Origin of the sequence: Eikenella longinqua, assembly GCF_001648355.1 — a bacterium.
Lineage (GTDB): Bacteria > Pseudomonadota > Gammaproteobacteria > Burkholderiales > Neisseriaceae > Eikenella > Eikenella longinqua.
Map to the genome: position 1 here is coordinate 35,202 of NZ_LXSL01000013.1, position 16,292 is coordinate 51,493.

10 protein-coding genes and 2 tRNA genes are annotated in these 16,292 nt (G+C 64.5%); 10 read left to right on the plus strand and 2 right to left on the minus strand.

The window, feature by feature from the left end:
- Positions 1-40 precede the first annotated feature (40 nt).
- From A7P95_RS02775 to dusA, 7 genes are all read left to right on the plus strand, one after another.
- Complete coding sequence (locus A7P95_RS02775) at positions 41-544, plus strand: adenylyltransferase/cytidyltransferase family protein (protein WP_067591134.1); 504 nt, start codon at positions 41-43, stop codon at positions 542-544.
- A complete protein-coding gene (locus A7P95_RS02780) occupies positions 541-2,274 on the plus strand; it encodes a biotin--[acetyl-CoA-carboxylase] ligase (RefSeq protein WP_156503477.1) in 1,734 nt (577 codons plus the stop codon). Before A7P95_RS02775 ends, A7P95_RS02780 begins: the two co-directional genes overlap by 4 nt.
- Complete coding sequence (locus A7P95_RS02785; RefSeq protein WP_067590824.1) at positions 2,271-3,065, plus strand: cell division protein; 795 nt, start codon at positions 2,271-2,273, stop codon at positions 3,063-3,065. The genes A7P95_RS02780 and A7P95_RS02785 overlap by 4 nt, the downstream gene beginning before the upstream one ends.
- Before the next feature lie 148 nt (positions 3,066-3,213).
- The gene (gene recC, locus A7P95_RS02790) at positions 3,214-6,462 is read left to right on the plus strand and encodes an exodeoxyribonuclease V subunit gamma (RefSeq protein ID WP_067590827.1); all 3,249 of its coding nucleotides are present in this window, start codon (positions 3,214-3,216) and stop codon (positions 6,460-6,462) included.
- A gap of 194 nt (positions 6,463-6,656) precedes the next feature.
- Positions 6,657-6,732, plus strand: a tRNA-Asn gene (locus A7P95_RS02795).
- 2 nt (positions 6,733-6,734) lie between these two features.
- A tRNA-Lys gene (locus A7P95_RS02800) sits at positions 6,735-6,810 on the plus strand.
- Positions 6,811-6,873: 63 nt separating this feature from the next.
- Positions 6,874-7,881: a tRNA dihydrouridine(20/20a) synthase DusA gene (gene dusA / locus A7P95_RS02805; protein ID WP_067590830.1), complete on the plus strand. Its 1,008-nt coding sequence runs from the start codon at positions 6,874-6,876 to the stop codon at positions 7,879-7,881.
- 120 nt (positions 7,882-8,001) lie between these two features.
- Here the strand turns inward: dusA and trkA are convergent, their stop codons facing one another.
- Positions 8,002-9,411 (minus strand): Trk system potassium transporter TrkA, encoded by a 1,410-nt coding sequence (trkA, locus tag A7P95_RS02810; RefSeq protein ID WP_067590834.1) that lies wholly within the window; start codon positions 9,409-9,411, stop codon positions 8,002-8,004.
- A 158-nt stretch (positions 9,412-9,569) separates the two neighbouring features.
- Positions 9,570-10,295 carry a fumarate/nitrate reduction transcriptional regulator Fnr gene (fnr, locus tag A7P95_RS02815; protein ID WP_067590838.1) on the minus strand — a complete coding sequence of 242 codons (726 nt, stop codon included), beginning with the start codon at positions 10,293-10,295 and terminating at the stop codon, positions 9,570-9,572.
- A gap of 199 nt (positions 10,296-10,494) precedes the next feature.
- On the opposite strand from fnr, the gene hemN reads away from it, so the two are divergent.
- The 3 genes from hemN (at position 10,495) to A7P95_RS02830 (ending at position 16,204) form a co-directional block, all read left to right on the plus strand.
- On the plus strand, positions 10,495-11,880 hold the full coding sequence (gene hemN / locus A7P95_RS02820) for an oxygen-independent coproporphyrinogen III oxidase (protein WP_067590841.1): 1,386 nt from the start codon (positions 10,495-10,497) through the stop codon (positions 11,878-11,880).
- 366 nt (positions 11,881-12,246) lie between these two features.
- Positions 12,247-13,902, plus strand: coding sequence for an ApeI family dehydratase (locus tag A7P95_RS02825; RefSeq protein ID WP_067590844.1), 1,656 nt, complete (start codon positions 12,247-12,249; stop codon positions 13,900-13,902).
- The gene (locus A7P95_RS02830) at positions 13,895-16,204 is read left to right on the plus strand and encodes an MMPL family transporter (protein ID WP_067590847.1); all 2,310 of its coding nucleotides are present in this window, start codon (positions 13,895-13,897) and stop codon (positions 16,202-16,204) included. Before A7P95_RS02825 ends, A7P95_RS02830 begins: the two co-directional genes overlap by 8 nt.
- Positions 16,205-16,292: the final 88 nt, after the last annotated feature.

Here is a 16,292-nt window from a genome sequence, read left to right on the forward strand (position 1 = left end):
ATGGTATCATCCGCGCTTTAATTACCCCGAAGAGAGCGCCATGACTGCCTGGCCCACCCCCGATTTCGAACGCAAAATCTGCCCGCCCGAAGCCTTGGCCGAAAGGCTTGCCGAACTGCCGCGCCCGCTGGTGTTCACCAACGGCTGCTTCGACATCCTGCACCGCGGCCACGTAAGCTACCTCGCCCAGGCCCGCACCCTCGGCGCCGCACTGGTGCTCGCGCTGAACACCGACGATTCCGTGCGCCGACAGGGCAAAGGCAGCGACCGCCCCATCAACCCGCTGGCCAACCGTGCCGCCGTGGCCGCCGCGCTCGCGAGCGTGGATGTGGTTACCTGGTTCGACAGCGACACCCCCGCCGCGCTGATTGAGCAAGTTCGGCCCGACATTCTGGTGAAGGGCGGCGACTGGCTACCTGAAAACATCGTCGGCGCCGCCGAAACCCTCGCGCGCGGCGGCCAAGTGTATTCCATCCCCTTCCTGCACCAAACCTCCACCACCCAAACCCTGGCCAAAATCCGCGCCTCGGAGCCCGCCGCATGATGCAGGAAATCCACTGGCAGCTCCTCGCCGCCCTCGCCGACGGCCAGGCGCACCATGTTACCGAGCTGGCGCGCCGCATCGGTCTCAAGCCGCCGCAGCTCAACGCCCTCTGGCAGCAGATGCCGCCGCACATCCGCGGCCTTCTGCGCCAGCAAGATGGCCGCTGGCGGCTGGTGCGCCCCCTGGCGATTTTGGACGAAGCCCTGTTGCGGCAGCAGGCGCAGGCCGCCGGCTGGCAGGCCGAGCTGTTGCCCGAACACCCTTCCAGCAACAGCTACCTCATCGCCCAGGCCAAAGAGCAGGGCGCCGACATCCACCGCCGCATTGTGTTTGTCCACCACCAAACCCAAGGCCGCGGCCGGCAGGGGCGCAGCTGGCAGAGCCGAATCGGCGAATGCCTGATGTTTAGCGCCGGTTGGCGTTTTGCCCGCGCGCAGGCCGAATTGGGCGGGCTCACGCTCGTGGCCGCGCTGGTGTGCTGCCGTGCCCTGCGCGGTTTGGGCGTGCCGGCGCAGATTAAGTGGCCGAACGATTTGGTGATCGGCGGCGAAAAGCTCGGCGGCATCCTCACCGAAACCGCCCGCCGCAACAGCCAAACCGCCATCGTGGTGGGCATCGGCATCAATTTTGTGCAGCCCAAGGCGGTGGAAGCTGCCGAAGCCGTGCAGGGCAGCGCGCCGCATGCCAGCGTTGCCCGCCTCACCGAGCGCCTGCTGCCCGATTTGGCTGTCGCCTTCGAACAGTTTGACCGCGAAGGCCTCGCCCCCTTCCTTGCCGACTACCACGCCTGCCACCGCGACCAAAACCAGCCGGTGCGCCTGCTACGCGACGGGCAAACCCTGCTGCAAGGCACCGCGCTGGGCGTGGACAACAGCGGCGCGCTGCACATCCTCGATGCCGACGGCGTGGAGCACAGCATCGTGAGCGGCGAAATCAGCCTGCGCCCGCTGCACGGCCACACCGCGCCCGCGGCGAAGCCTGCCGACAGCAAAATGCTGCTGCTGGATGCCGGCAACAGCAAGCTCAAATGGGCCTGGGTGGAGCACGGCCGCATGGTGGCGGTGGACAAAACTTCTTATTGGAACTTGGAGCCCTTTACCCACAGCTGGCGCCAGCACAGCGGGGAAAACGTGCGCATCATCGGCTCGGCGGTGTGCGGCGCGGCCAAGCAGCAGGCCGTGGCCGAGCAGCTCGGCCGCGAGCCCGAATGGCTGGGCTCCATGCCGCAGGCCTTGGGCATCCGCAACCACTACCGCCGCGTGAGCGAGCATGGTGCCGACCGCTGGTTCAATATCCTCGGCAGCCGCCTCTTCACGCCGCATGCCTGCGTGGTGGTGAGCTGCGGCACGGCCGTCACCATCGACGCGCTCACCGCCGACAACCACTATTTGGGCGGCAACATCATGCCCGGCTTCAACCTGATGAAGGAAGCCATGGCGCAACACACCGCCAACCTCAACCGCCCCGCCGGCCGACCCTACCCCTTCGGCACCACCACCGCCAATGCCATGGCCGGCGGCATGATCGATGCCGTGTGCGGCGCGGTGATGCTGATGCACGAACGTTTGCGGCAGAAACAGCCCGACGCGCCCACCGCCGTGATCATCACCGGCGGCGGCGCGGCCAAAATCAAACAGGGGCTACCTGAAAAATTTGCTTTGGACAACCCCATTCAAATTGTGGATAATCTCGTGCTTCACGGATTACTCAACTGGGCTGTACAAACATGAAGTGGCTGTTTGCCATTCTGGTGGCGTTAAACATCATCGTTTTCGGCGGCATGCTGGTTACGCGCATGGCGCAGCCGCAGCCTGCGCCCGTGGTGCAGCAACAGCCGCAGCAGCCCACCACCGTGGTGGTGCATGCCGCGCCCGCTCAAAGCACCGCGCCGCAGCAGGCGCAGCAGGGCGTGCCCGTATTGCCGGTGGATGCCGCCCGCCCGCGCCAGAGCGCCTCGCCCGCCCGCGGCAACGCCCCTGCCCAAAGCAAACCCGCCGAAGGCCAACCCAAGCCCACGCCCGAAAGCGGCATCCGCGCCCCCAGCACCGCCTGCACCGCCACCGCGCTCTTGCCCGAAGACGACTACCACCGCATCAAAGGCTTGCTCGCCCGTTGGCCGCACGCCGCCACCCGCGTGGTCGAGCGCCGCCGCGACGGCGGCCGTGCCCAGCGCGGCGGCGAACGCTACCAGGTGAGCGTGGCCATCGAAGGCGACGTGCAGGAATTCACTGCCAAGCTGCGCGCGCAGGGCTTCCGCGGCGCCAGCGTATCCGGCGGCCGCATGAGCCTGGGTTCCTTTGTCAACGAGCGCCAGGCCGAGCAAACCGCCGTGAAAGCGCGCCAAGCCGGGCTGAACCCGCAAATCGCCCGCACCGGCTCCGGCGGCGGCGAGCAATCCGCCGAATTGGGCGAATCCAAAATGCAGGTAACCTTCATGAATGTGGACGACAACGCCGCCGCCGGCATCAGCAGCGTGATCGGCCGCTATTCCAGCCTGCGCCGCGCCCCCTGCCGCCGCTAAATACGCCCTGAATACACGGAAGGCTACCTGAAAACCAATTTTCAGGTAGCCTTTATCCTTTTTGCCCTATTGCTTGATTAGGCTACCTGAAAGCCCCCGCCCGTTTCGCTATAATGCCGCCATCCTCCTTTTCCTCCAGCGGCCAGCCATGCTCCACCTCTACCAATCCAACCGCCTCGAATTCCTCGCCGAAACCGCCGTTGCCCTAATGCAGACCAGCCCGCCTGCCTCCGCCTTCGCGCCCGAAGAAATCATCGTGCAGAGCCAGGGCATGCGCCGCTATCTCAATCACTATTTGGCCGAACGCAGCGGCATCGCCGCCAACCTCAAGTTCAGCCTGCCCGCCGCCCTTAGCTGGCAGCTCACCCGCCGTTTCCTGCCGCACGCCCCCCGGCTGAACCCCTTCGCCCCCGAAGTGTTGCGCTGGCGCCTGCTGCCCCTGCTTGATCCCGCCGGAGAGCATGCCGCCGCGCTGCCGCCCGTGTTGCAGGGCTACCTGAACAGCAGTCCCACCGCCGCCTACCACCTCGCCGGCCGCCTGGCCGACGTATTCGACCAATACCTCGTGTATCGCCCGCAATGGCTCGACCAATGGGAACGCGGCCGCCTCAACGATTTGGGCAGCGACGAAGCCTGGCAGGCCGAATTGTGGCGCATCCTCGCCGCGCAAAGCCCTGCCGCCCACCGCGCCGCCCAGCATCAGCAGCTGCTCGCCGCCCTCCGAGCCGAAAGCCTGCCGCAACGCTACCTCGCCTTCGGCATCTCCACCCTCGCCCCCGTGTATCTCGACCTGCTCGAAGCTCTGGCCGAACACACCGAAATCCACCTCTTCGCCGTCAATCCCAGCCAGCAATACTGGGGCGACCTGCCCAGCCCCAAGCGCCTGGCCAAGCGCCCCCACCCCGCCGCCGCCGAAGCCGGCCACCCCCTGCTCGCCTCGCTGGGCAAGCAGGGCCGCGACTTCTTCGACCACCTTGCCGCCAGCAGCCGCCCCGTGGCAGAAATCGAGCTTTATCCCGCCCCGCCCGAATCCCCCAGCCTGCTGCAACGCCTGCAAACCGACATCCAGCTCTTGAGGCTACCTGAAAAAATGCCCGAAGCCGGTGGCAATCCCGCAGACGGCAGCATCACCATCCAAGCCGCCCACAGCCCCCTGCGCGAGCTGCAAATCCTCAAAGACCACCTCCTGCGCCGCCTAGCCGAACAGCCCGATTTGCAGCCGCACCACATCGCCGTGCTCACCCCCGCCATCGAAGACTACCTGCCCTTCATCCAAGCTGTCTTCGGCGAAGCCGCCCCCGGCAGCCGCGCCTTGCCCTACAACATTGCCGACGTGCGCCTCAGCCGCAGCCAGCCCCTCATGCTCCTGGCCGAGCAGCTCATTGCCCTCATGCAGAGCCGTTTCGAAACCGAACGCCTGCCGCCCCTGCTCGACCACGACACCGTGCGCCGCCAATGGCAAATCGGCGCCGACGATGCCGACTTCCTGCGCCACAGCAGCGCCGAGCTCAACATCCGCTGGGGCGCCGATGCCGCCATGCGCGCCCAATACGGCGGCAGCGGCCAAGCCTTCACCTGGCAGCAGGGCGAAGAGCGCAGCGTGCTCGGCTGGCTGCTGCCCGCCGGCCGGGGCGAACTGTGGCAGGGCGTGCACCCCTATGCCGCCGATTTGGCGCAGCAGCCCGCTCAAGCCGCCTGGTTCGTCCTGCTGCACCACCTGCGCGCCCACCACCGCCAATGGCAAAACCCCGCCGATGTGGCCGGCTGGATCGAGCGCTTCCGCAGCCTCCTGGCCGACGCCACCGGCGATGCCTCCGCCGAAGCCGACCAGGCCGCCCACCAGCAAATCATGCAGGCGCTGGCCGACTGGCAAGCCGAAGCCGAGCTGGCCGGCTACCGCGCCCCGCTCCCGCCCGACACCGCCTGCGAACACCTGCGCCTCTTCCTCGACCAAAGCAGCGAAGCTGGCTTTTTGCGCGGCGGCATCACCTTTTGCAGCATGGTGCCCATGCGCAGCCTGCCGTTCCCCACCCTCTGCCTGCTCGGCCTCAACGACGGCAAGTTCCCCCGCCAAACCAAAGCCCCCGCCTTCGACCTCATCGCCCGCCATCCCCAGGCCGGCGACCGTTCCCGCCGCGACGACGACCGCTACCTCTTCCTCGAATCCCTCATCAGCGCCCGCCGCGAGCTCTACCTCTCCTACATCGGCCGCGACTACCACAAAGACGAAGCCCAAGCTCCCTCCCCGCTGTTGAGCGAGCTGGTGGACACCCTTGCCCAAATGACCGGCCAAAGCAGCGCCGACTTCGCCGCCGCCCACATCCGCCAACACCCCCTGCAAGCCTTCTCTGCCCGCTATTTTTCAGGTAGCCCCCATGCCGGGCAGGCCGATTTTTCAGGTAGCCTTTCCAGCACCCGTCAAGACTACGCCCAAGCCCTCAACCAGCCCCCCACAGAGCCGCCCCCCTTTATCGGCGATACCCCGCCCGCTGCCGAATCCCCCGCCGCAATCCCGCTCGGCAGCTTCCTCTATTTCTGGAAAAACCCCGTGCGCTATTGGCTGCGCCACGCCCTGCAATGGCGGCGCCCCTATGCCGAAGCCCCCGCCGACTCCGCCGAGCCCTACGCCATCGCCGACCCCGCCGCCGTCAAACAACACTACCTCGACGCCCGCCGACATCACGAAAACTTCGCCCACACCGAAGCGCGACTGCGCGCCGAAAGCCTGCTGCCCGCCGGCCTGCTTGGCCAGTTGCTGCAAGAGCCGGAGCGCACCGCCGTCAAACAGCTCGATTCCGCCCTGCTCACCAGCCCCCGCCGGCCCGACTTCCCCTTCCGTTTTGTGCACCGCGGCATCGTGCTCGCCGGCAGCCTCAGCCACCTGCACCAACACGGCCAAATCTTCTACCGCGCCCAAGACCTCAACGCCCCCGACACCATCGAGCTCTGGCTGCAACACCTCGTTTATTGCGCTGTCGCCCCCCAGCCGCAGGCCACCCACCTCGTTTGCCCCGCCAGCCCGCAAACCCTGCCCCCGCTGCCGGGCAACGAAGCCGCCGAGCTGCTCGGCCGCTGGCTCGACTACTACGCCCTCGGCCAACGGCAGCCGCTGCCCTTCTTCCCCCGCACCTCGCTTGCCGCCGCCCAAGCCTGCACCGCCGACGACCTTACCGCCGGCAGGCTACCTGAAGCAGCCCTCAAAGCTGCCCGCAGCAAATACCGTGATGGCTACAATTACTCCGGCCAAAACCAAGACCGCGAAGTCGCCCAAGTGTTCAGCCGCAACGATGACGAGCCCATCGAGAGCCCCCTGTTTGCCAACATCGTGCTCGAGCTGCTCGCCCCGCTGGCTCTGCACCTGACCCCCAAAGCCGGCAAGGGCAAAAAGGCTACCTGAAAAATCCGGCCAGCTGCTGGAAGCAGAATTTTCAGATAGCCTCTCAAGCGCGCCTGCAAATGCTGAAAAATACAAACATATGTATTAAAAGAATTTTCTAGGATATTCGTGTGGCGGTGCGATTTTTTTTACCACTTTCGGCAAAATTTTTATTGACAACTCCCGCGCCCATCCCTAAAATGCGCGTCTTCCTTTCCCCGATAGCTCAGTCGGTAGAGCGACGGACTGTTAATCCGCAGGTCGCTGGTTCGAGCCCAGCTCGGGGAGCCAAAGGGTCGTTAGCTCAGTCGGTAGAGCAGCGGACTTTTAATCCGTTGGTCGAGCGTTCGAATCGCTCACGACCCACCAAATTCCAGAAAGCCTAAACATCCCGTTTAGGCTTTTTCTCTATCCGCATTCGGCCAAACCATCATGCCCGCCACCGCCTCCCTCCCCGCCCGCCGCCTTTCCGTTGCCCCCATGCTGGATTGGACGGACAGGCATTACCGCTACCTCGCCCGCCAAATCAGCCGCCATGCCTGGCTCTACACCGAAATGATTCATGCCGGCGCCATCATCCACGGCGATGCCGAACGCTTTCTCGGCAAAGACGAGGGTGAAAACCCGGTGTCGCTGCAACTGGGCGGCAGCCACCCCGCCGATTTGGCCCGAGCCGCCAAAAAAGCCGCGCAATACGGCTACGACGAAATCAACCTCAACTGCGGCTGCCCCAGCCCGCGCGTGCAGAAAGGCGCGTTCGGTGCCTGCCTGATGAACGAAGTCGGCTTGGTGGCCGACTGCCTCAACGCCATGCAGGATGCCGCGCCCGACTGCGCCGTCACCATCAAGCACCGCATCGGCATCGACCGCCAGACCGACTATCACACCGTGCGCGATTTCGTCGGCACCCTCGCCGGGCAAACCGCCTGCCGCACCTACATCGTCCACGCCCGCAACGCCTGGCTGGAAGGCCTTTCGCCCAAAGAAAACCGCGACGTGCCGCCGCTGAAATACGACTACGTTTACCGCCTCAAGCAAGACTTCCCCGAGCTGGAAATCATCATCAACGGCGGCATCAAAACCAACGCCGAAATCGCCGAACACCTGCGGCACGTAGACGGCGTGATGATCGGGCGCGAGGCCTACCACAACCCCATGCTCATGCAAGCGTGGGACAGGTTGTTTTACGGCGAAAGGCTACCTGAAACCGATTTCGACACCCTGATTCCCGCGCTCTACCGCTACATGCAGCGCATGCTCGCCGCCGACCCCGGGCTCTCCGTCCGCCACATGCTGCGCCACTACCTCGGCCTGTTGCACGGCCGCCCCAACGCCCGCCTGTGGCGCCAGATGCTCTCCGATGCCAAATTGCTCCAAAGCAACCGACCCGAGCTGATTCTGGAAACCTGGGCCAAAGTCTCCGCCGCGCCGGAAGCCTGAGCCACGGCAAATCGCGCGCCCAAAGCAAACAGCAGCCCGTTAAGCTGCTGTTTTTGCCTGTCAGGCTACCTGAAAATTGATCGATTATTTTTCAGGTAGCCTTTCCCAAAGCTTCCGGCCTCAGCCGAAAAAGCCGATGCGCACCTGAATCAGTTTTTCCAACTCGCTCACCACGCGGCGTCGCGCCACGAAAAGGATGATGTGGTCGCCGTCGGCCAGCTCCACGTCTTGGTGCCCCATAAACACTTCCTTGCCGCGCACCACGGCCGCCACGTGGCAGCCGCTGGGCCAGCGCACCGAGCGCACGCGCCTGCCCACCAGCTTGGAGGTGTCGCGGTCGCCGTGGGCGATGATTTCGATGGCTTCCGAGCTGCCGCCGCGCAAGGGGTGTACCGCTTCCACGTCGCCGCGCCGGATGTGCGCCAGAATCGAACCGATGGTGACCAAATGGGGCGACACCACGATGTCGATGGTGTTGCCTTGCAGCAGGTCCACGTAGCTGGAGCGGTTGACGATGGCGATCACGCGTTTGGCGCCGAGGCTTTTGGCCAGCATGCCGGCCATGATGTTGTTTTCGTCGTCGTTGGTGAGCGCGCAAAACACGTCGATTTCGTCGATGTATTCGCCTTCGAGCAGGCCTTCGTCTACTGCCGAGCCGTGCAGCACCAGCGCGCTGTTGAGGTTTTCCGACAGCCATTCGGCACGTTTTTCGTTGTTTTCGATGATTTTCACGTCGAAATGCTGCTCGAGCTGGCGGCTGAGGCGGAAGCCGATCTGGCCGCCGCCGGCAATCATCACGCGCCGCGTGGGCTGCTGTTTCGGGCGCAGTTCGCGCAGCACTTCGGCCACCTGCGAGGTGGGCGCGGCCACAAACACTTCGTCGTCTTGCTGAATCACGGTTTGCGGCGTGGGCATGATGAGCTTGTTGTTGCGGTATACGGCGCAGATTTGGCAGTTGGTGCCTTCGGGCAGGTGTTCGTGGATGACGTGGATGGGCTTGCCCAGGAGCCGCCCGCCGCTTTGCGCGCGCACCACCAGCATGCGCACTTTGTCTTCGGCGAAGGTGAGTACTTGCAGGGCGCTGGGGTGGCAGAGCAGGTCGGCCAGCCGCTCGGTAACCAGTTGCTCGGGGCAGATGGATTCGCTCACGTCGAACAAATCGAGCGTGCCGCGGCTCACGGGCTCGTCTTCTCCTTCGCGGCCGGTGTATTCGAGATAGTCGGAAAGGCGCACGCGGGCGATGCGGTTGGGAATGTTGAACAAGCTGGCGGCGAGCTTGCAGGCGGCGAGGTTGGTTTCGTCGTGGCGAGTGAGGGCGAGCAGCAGGTCGGTGTCGTAGGCGCCGCCTTCGGCCATCACGGCGGGGGAGGAGCCGTTGCCGAGCAGGGTTTGCACGTCGAGCTTGCCGCCGATGTTGCGCAGGGCGTCGGGGTCGTTGTCGATAACGGTTACGTCGTGGTTGGGGATTTCAACCAGATTCTGCGCCACGGCGGTGCCGACTTGACCGCTGCCTAATATTAGGATTTTCATGGTGGATGGCCGGATGGGAAAGGGGAGGGCGGCGGTGCCGCCGAATATGGGGCATTATACAAGGCAGCAGGCGCTCAAAATAGTGAGGCTACCTTTTTCAGGTAGCCTTCTTTTTCAGGTAGCCTTTACGGCTGGGGAAATAAGCGCTTCCGCTGTCGCTAGGCCGTTATCGTTTGCAGGCCGGAGGCCAGCTGCTTGAGCCGTTCGGGTTTGATCAGGCGGATGTGTTTGTATTCCACTTCGATGATGCCCTCCTGGCTGAATTTCGACAAAGTGCGGCTCACCGTTTCCAGCTTCAGCCCCAGATAGCTGCCGATTTCCTCGCGCGACATGCGCAGGATGAAATCATTGGCCGCCAGGCCGCGTTTTTTCAGGCGCTGCGAGAGGTTGAGCAGGAAGGCTGCCAGCCGCTCTTCGGCGCGCATATTGCCCAACAGCAACATCACGTTTTGGTCGCGCACGATTTCTTCGCTAAACAAGCGGTAGAAATGCAGTTGCAATTGGGGCACGGCCAGGCACAATTCTTCCATATTGCGGTAGGGCAGCTCGCACACTTCGGTGTCTTCCAGCGCCACCGCGTCGCAGTGGTGCATTTGGTTGCACATGCCGTCCATGCCCACCAATTCGCCCGACATGAAAAAACCGGTTACCTGATCGCGCCCGTCTTGGCTGGCAATCACCGTTTTCAGGAAACCGGTACGGATCACATACAGCGAAGCGAATTCGTCGCCGTTGTGAAACAGGAAATCGCCCTTTTTCAGGCGGCGGCTGCGTTTAACGACGGCATCAATCCGCCCCACCTCCGCCGCCATCGACGGGGCGGGATGGCACAGTTCCTTGAAAACGCATCGGGAACAGGTTGTGGCGCTATGCAATACTTTCATGTGTGTGCTGGCTTTCAAACTAAAGGCGGCTGCATCATCTTTACCCTCGGCAAACGGCTAAATTCCAGCCGGTTGCAGCAATTATCGTTTATACTCGCCGCTGCGGCGAATCGGCACAGGCAGGCCGCCGAACGGCTTGTATTGTACCCGATTTCCCCGCCAAAGCATACACTACAAAATTACCAAAAATAACATACCCATGAACACCAGCCACAGCCAAGAAATCATCTTCGACCGCAAGCTTATTGCCTCGCTGCCCGCCAACGGCCCGCGCTACACCTCCTACCCCACCGCCGACCGCTTCCATGCCGGCTTCACCGCCGCCGACTACGCCCAAGCCGTGCAACAGCGCGCCCCCGGCCCGCTCTCGCTCTACATCCACATCCCCTTCTGCAACACCATCTGCTACTACTGCGGCTGCAACAAAATCATCACCAAAGACACCAGCCGCGCCGACCAATACCTAGGCTACCTGAAAAAAGAATTCGCCCTGCAGGCCGAACTCCTGCAAGGCAAGCCCGAGCTGGCCCAGCTCCACTTCGGCGGCGGCACCCCCACCTTCCTCTCCGACGCCCAGCTCGATTTCGTATTCGACACCATCCGCCGCCACTTCACCCTGACGCCCCAAGGCGAATACTCCATCGAAATCGACCCGCGCAAAGTGAGCCGCCAAACCGTATTGTTCCTCGGCTCGCTCGGATTCAACCGCATGAGCGTGGGCATACAGGATTTCGACCCGCAAGTGCAGCAGGCGGTAAACCGCATCCAGAGCGAAGAAGAAACCCGCATCGTGATTGATGCCGCCCGCGAAGCCGGTTTCCAATCCGTGAGCGTCGATTTGATTTACGGCCTGCCGCACCAAACCCCCGCCACCATGCAGCAAACGCTGGATAAAGTGCTCGCCCTTGCCCCCGACCGCCTCGCCGTGTACCACTATGCCCACCTGCCGCACATCTTCAAGCCGCAGCGCCGCATCGACACCAACGCCGTGCCCGACAGCAACACCAAGCTCGACATGCTCCAGCAAATCGTTCAGCGGCTGGGCAGCGAAGGCTACGTTTTCATCGGCATGGATCACTTCGCCAAACCGCAAGACGAGCTCGCCGTCGCCCTGCGCGAAGGCCGCCTGCAACGCAACTTCCAAGGCTATTCCACCCATGCCGACTGCGACCTTATCGCCGTCGGCCTCTCCTCCATCGGCAAAATCGGCCGCATCTACAGCCAAAACCAGCGCCATCTCGACGACTACTACGCCGACCTCGACGCCGGCCGCCTGCCCGTTTTCCGCGGCTACAGCCTCAATGATGACGACCTGCTGCGCCGCCGCCTGATCCAAGATCTTATGTGCCGCTTCGGCCTCAATTTTGCTGATTACGAAGCCGAATGCCGCCAGCCCTTCGCCCAATATTTCGCCGCCGAGCTTGCCGACCTGGCCCAGCTTGCCGCCAAAGGCCTGGTCGAGCTAAACAACGCCGGCTTGCGCGTTACCCCCAAAGGCCGCTTCCTCATCCGCAACATCGCCATGGTGTTCGACCACCACCTGCGCCACCGCGACACCGTCGCCAAATATTCACAAACCGTGTGAGCAGAGTTTCCACCCCGCAGCCCAAACGGGCAAACAAATTTTCAGGTAGCCTCCCGCAACAGGCTACCTGAAAATGATATCTTGCCAAGCAAGGCTGGGTTTCTGCGAAGCGAAAATTTTCAGGTAGCCTTCTGCCGCTCCAGATGGAGGCTACCTGTAAAGCGCAGCTGCAACGAAGTTGAAACGCGCAAAGCGGATTTCGCTAAAACGTGAGCCGCAGCTCGGGCATTGATGCCCGGCTGTTTTATAATGCGCGGCTGAACATATCGGGCATTGATGCTCTGCCGTTTTGTTTTTCAGGTAGCCCGAACCGATGGCGGTACAGCAACGCCGCCCGCCCATCCAACCAAACCCAAACCCGACGCCATGCCCATCCTCTCCCTGCTCAACCGTTCTCCCGATTCCCCGCTGGCCGACAATTGGACAGCCGCGCAGTTTTCCGCCGCCACGCTCTCTTTGGCCGCGCGTTTGCGCGCGCACAATATTCAGGCCGCCGCGCTGTGGTTCGATGATGCGGCGCGGTTTGCCTCCGCGCTGCTGGCCGCGTGGCTGGCGGGGGCGGAGGTGTATCTGCCGCCCAATCTGGCCGAGGAAAACCGCCGCTGGGCGGAGGCGCGGGGCGCGGTGTGGCTGAGCGACGTGCCCGAGGTTTCAGACGGCCTCTGGCTGTACGACGAAGCGGCGGAGCAGGCGGCTGCGCCTTCGGAAGCGTTTGCATGGCCGCATGAAAACGTGCTGTATCTGAAAACCTCCGGCTCTTCGGGCGAGGCGAAAACCATTGTGAAAACGCGCGCGCAGATGCTGGCGGAAGCGGCGGCGGTGGCGCAGAGGCTACCTGAAAACTGGCGCGGCCTCTCCGCCGTGGGCAGCGTCAGCCCGCAGCATTTGTACGGGCTGACTTTCCGCGTGTTCGTACCGCTGGCGGCGGGCTGGGCCATCGGGCGGCGGCAGTGCGTGTATCCCGAGCTGCTGCTGGCCGATTCGCGCCGCGAATGCCTGTGGATTGCCAGCCCCGCGCTGCTAAACCGTTTGGGCGAAGGGCGCGATTGGGCGCGGCTGCGCGGGCGGGTGTGCGGCATCGTCAGCGCGGGCGGGCTGCTGCCCGAAGCGACCGCCGCACTGCTGCAAGAGAAGCTGGGCTTTGCGCCGCACGATGTGTACGGCAGCACGGAAACCGGCGTGATTGCGCTGCGGCAGGGCGGGGAATGGGAACTGTTGCCCGAAGTGGAAGCCGCCGTGGATGAGCAAAATCGTTTTCAGGTAGCCTCACCGTGGAGCGGCGGGGTGCAGCAAACCGCCGATGCAGTGCGGCTGCACGGGCGGCGGCTAGAGCTGCTCGGCCGCCAAGACCGCATCATCAAGCTGGAAGACAAGCGCGTGTCGCTGGCGCAGTTGGAGCACGACCTGCTGGCGCACGCTTGGGTTGCCGACGCGCATTGCGCCCGCCACCCGCAGCACGGCCGGATTGCGGCGTGGACGGCCTTGAACGAAGCGGGCATCGCCGCATTGCGCGAACAGGGCCGTGCCGCCGTGGCGCAAAGCCTGAAGCGGCATCTGGCCAAAACGCAGGACACCGCCGCATTGCCGCGCTATTGGCGGTTTGCCGCCGAACTGCCGCGCAACCCGCAGGCGAAAATCCGCGAACAGGATTTTCAGACGGCCTTTACCGTGCCGCAAACCGCGCCGCAGTGGGTTTTGGTGTCGCAAAACGACGAGGCGCGCGAATATGCGTTTGAAGGCGTTGTGCCGCTGGATTTGGCCTGGTTCGGCGGCCATTTTGCCGATTTCCCGCTGGTGCCCGGCGTGATCGAAATCCAGTGGGCGATGGATTTGGCGGCGCGTTTCGACTGGGGCAGGAAACAAGTGAAGCAGATGGAAAACCTGAAATACCAACACTTTGTGCGCCCGCACGACACGGTGCGGCTCACGCTGCGCCACGATGCGGCGAAAAACAAAATCCATTTCGCCATCGCGCAGGGCGACACGCCTTGCGCCTCGGGCAGGGTGGCGCTGCATGACTAGGCTCGCGTGGCTGTATGCCCTGCTGCTGGCCTTTGCCGCCGCGTGGCTGGGCTGGGGGATAGCGCAGGGTGGCCGCCTGCAAACCGACCTCACCGCGCTGTTGCCCGCCGACGCGCAGGTGGACGAAGTGTGGCGCGCGGCCGACGAAGCAGGCGAGAAACAGCTCAACGGCCAAATCCTGCTCCTGGTGGGCAGCAGCGATGCCGACCGCGCCTTCGCCGCCGCCGAGCAGGTGGCCGCCGCGTGGCAGCAAAGCGGCCTGTTCGCAGCGGTGGACAGCCGTCTGGATCCCGATTTGGCGCAACTGCGGCAAGACATCCGCAGTCTCGGCGCAAACGCCCTGCCGCGCGAACAGCAGCAGCTTCTGTTGCACGACCCCACAGCCTATTTCCAGCAACGCGCTGAAGACGCGGCCAACCCGTTTGCCGCGCAAATCGTGCCGCTGGAAGACGACTGGCTCGGCTTCGCCCGCTTCGTACAGCAAAAACAGCCCGCCAGCCGCCTGCAATGGCACAGCGGCAACGGCATGCTGTATAGCGAGCAGGACGGCCTCACTTGGGTGTGGCTGCGCGCGAGGCTACCTGAAAAAGCGGCTGCCGACCAAGCCGAACGCCTGCTGCCGCTTCTGGCCGATTCCCGCGCCCAAGCCGAACGCGGCGGCTACCGCCTGTTGGCGGCGGGCGGCGCGTTGTTTGCCGCCGAAGCCAAAGTGCAGTCGGAGCGCGAAAGCGGGCTGATGTCCGCCGTCGGCCTGTCGCTCACCTTCGCCCTGCTGCTGGCCGTGTTCCGCAGCCCGCGCGTGTTTGCGCTGGCCTTGCCGCTGGGCGCGGGTATGCTGCTGGGCGCGGCGGCGGTGGTGGCCGTGTTTGGGCAGATGCACATCCTCGCCGTGGTCATCGGCACGAGTTTGGTCGGGATGCTGGTGGACTTTCCGCTGCACTGGCTCACGCCCTCGGTGTTTTCGCCCCACTGGCAGGCCGCGCCCGCCATGCGCCGCGTTTTGCCCGCCTTCTTGGCCGGGCTGGGCATCACCGCCACGGGCTATCTGCTGCTCGCCTTCACGCCGCTGCCCGTGCTGCGCCAAACCGCCGTGTTTTCCGTGGCCGCGCTCACGGGCGCATTTGCCGCCACCGTGCTCCTGCTGCCGCCGCTGTTTCGCGGCTACCGCCCCCGCGCCGCCTGGTTTGCCGCCGCCATGCACAAGCTCGCCACCGCACGGTTGCACTGGCTGCTTGTCCCGCTGTTGCCGCTGGCCGCCGCAGGCTACCTGAAAACCGATTGGCGCGACGACATCCGCGATTGGGCGGCACTTTCCCCGCAGCGTATCGCCGAAATGCGCCAAGTGGCCGACATCAGCGGCAGCGACAGCGGCGGCCGCAGCATCCTCGTGCAGGCCGATGATGCAGACGAACTCTTGCGCCGCAGCGCGCAAGTGGAAACCGCCCTGCGGCCATTGGTCGGCAAAGGCGGTCTCGGCGGCGTGCAGTCGCTCAACCAATGGCTGCTGCCCGCCGACGAACAACAAGCCCTGCGCCAGCAGTTGCAACGCCTCGCCGCGCAGCCTTCCCCCGCCGCCGACCCCATGCTCCAGCTCGGCCTGCATCCCGACACCATCCAAACTGCCCTGCACCAAGCCGCCGAACAGCCGCCCGTGTCCCTCGCGCAAGCCCTGCGCCCGCAGATGGCCGAAGCCTGGCGCAGCCTGTATCTGGGCAACATCGGCGGGCAGGAAGCCGCCCTCGTGCGCGTGCAGGGTTTGAACGATGCCGCCGCCGTGCAAACCGCGCTCGCCGCCCTGCCGTGCAATCAAGGCCGAACCTGCGCCCGCCTGGTGGACAAACGCGCCCGGCTGAACGAACTCTTCCGCCACACCCGCAACCACGCCGCCTGGCTCAAACTCGCCTCCTTCGCCCTGGCCTGGCTCGTGCTGTGGCGCATCTTCGGCGCACGGCGCGGCAGCCTCATCCTCGCCGTACCGCTGATTTCCGCCGCCGCCACCGTCGGCCTGCTCGGCTGGCTCGGCCTGCCCATCGGCCTATTCGCCATGTTCGGCCTGCTCTTGGTGGCCGCCGTGGGCGCGGACTACGCCGTCTACGCCCTCACCGCCCGCGAAACCCCCGCCGCCAAACTCGGCGGCATCCTCCTCGCCGCCCTCACCACCGCCATCTCCTTCCTGCTGCTCGCCATCAGCACCACCCCCGCCGTCGCCGCCTTCGGCATCACCGTATCGCTCGGCGTGGGGCTGAACGTGCTGCTCTCCGCGTGGCTGTTGAAGAGGGAAGGGGCGGGGGAGGCCGTCTGAAAAGGCTACCTGAAAACCTATCTTATGCCTTACTACCCCATCTTTATTTCTGTGCAGGCGGGAAACAAGGCAGGCTCACCCCAGCCGA

What these genes read in the sequence shown, in the direction of transcription:
- A7P95_RS02775 (WP_067591134.1), top strand. Translation starts at nt 41, where the DNA reads ATGACTGCCTGGCCCACCCCCGATTTCGAACGCAAAATCTGCCCGCCC.
- A7P95_RS02780 (WP_156503477.1), top strand. Translation starts at nt 541, where the DNA reads ATGATGCAGGAAATCCACTGGCAGCTCCTCGCCGCCCTCGCCGACGGC.
- A7P95_RS02785 (WP_067590824.1), top strand. Translation starts at nt 2,271, where the DNA reads ATGAAGTGGCTGTTTGCCATTCTGGTGGCGTTAAACATCATCGTTTTC.
- recC (WP_067590827.1), top strand. Translation starts at nt 3,214, where the DNA reads ATGCTCCACCTCTACCAATCCAACCGCCTCGAATTCCTCGCCGAAACC.
- dusA (WP_067590830.1), top strand. Translation starts at nt 6,874, where the DNA reads ATGCCCGCCACCGCCTCCCTCCCCGCCCGCCGCCTTTCCGTTGCCCCC.
- trkA (WP_067590834.1), bottom strand. Translation starts at nt 9,411, where the DNA reads ATGAAAATCCTAATATTAGGCAGCGGTCAAGTCGGCACCGCCGTGGCG.
- fnr (WP_067590838.1), bottom strand. Translation starts at nt 10,295, where the DNA reads ATGAAAGTATTGCATAGCGCCACAACCTGTTCCCGATGCGTTTTCAAG.
- hemN (WP_067590841.1), top strand. Translation starts at nt 10,495, where the DNA reads ATGAACACCAGCCACAGCCAAGAAATCATCTTCGACCGCAAGCTTATT.
- A7P95_RS02825 (WP_067590844.1), top strand. Translation starts at nt 12,247, where the DNA reads ATGCCCATCCTCTCCCTGCTCAACCGTTCTCCCGATTCCCCGCTGGCC.
- A7P95_RS02830 (WP_067590847.1), top strand. Translation starts at nt 13,895, where the DNA reads ATGACTAGGCTCGCGTGGCTGTATGCCCTGCTGCTGGCCTTTGCCGCC.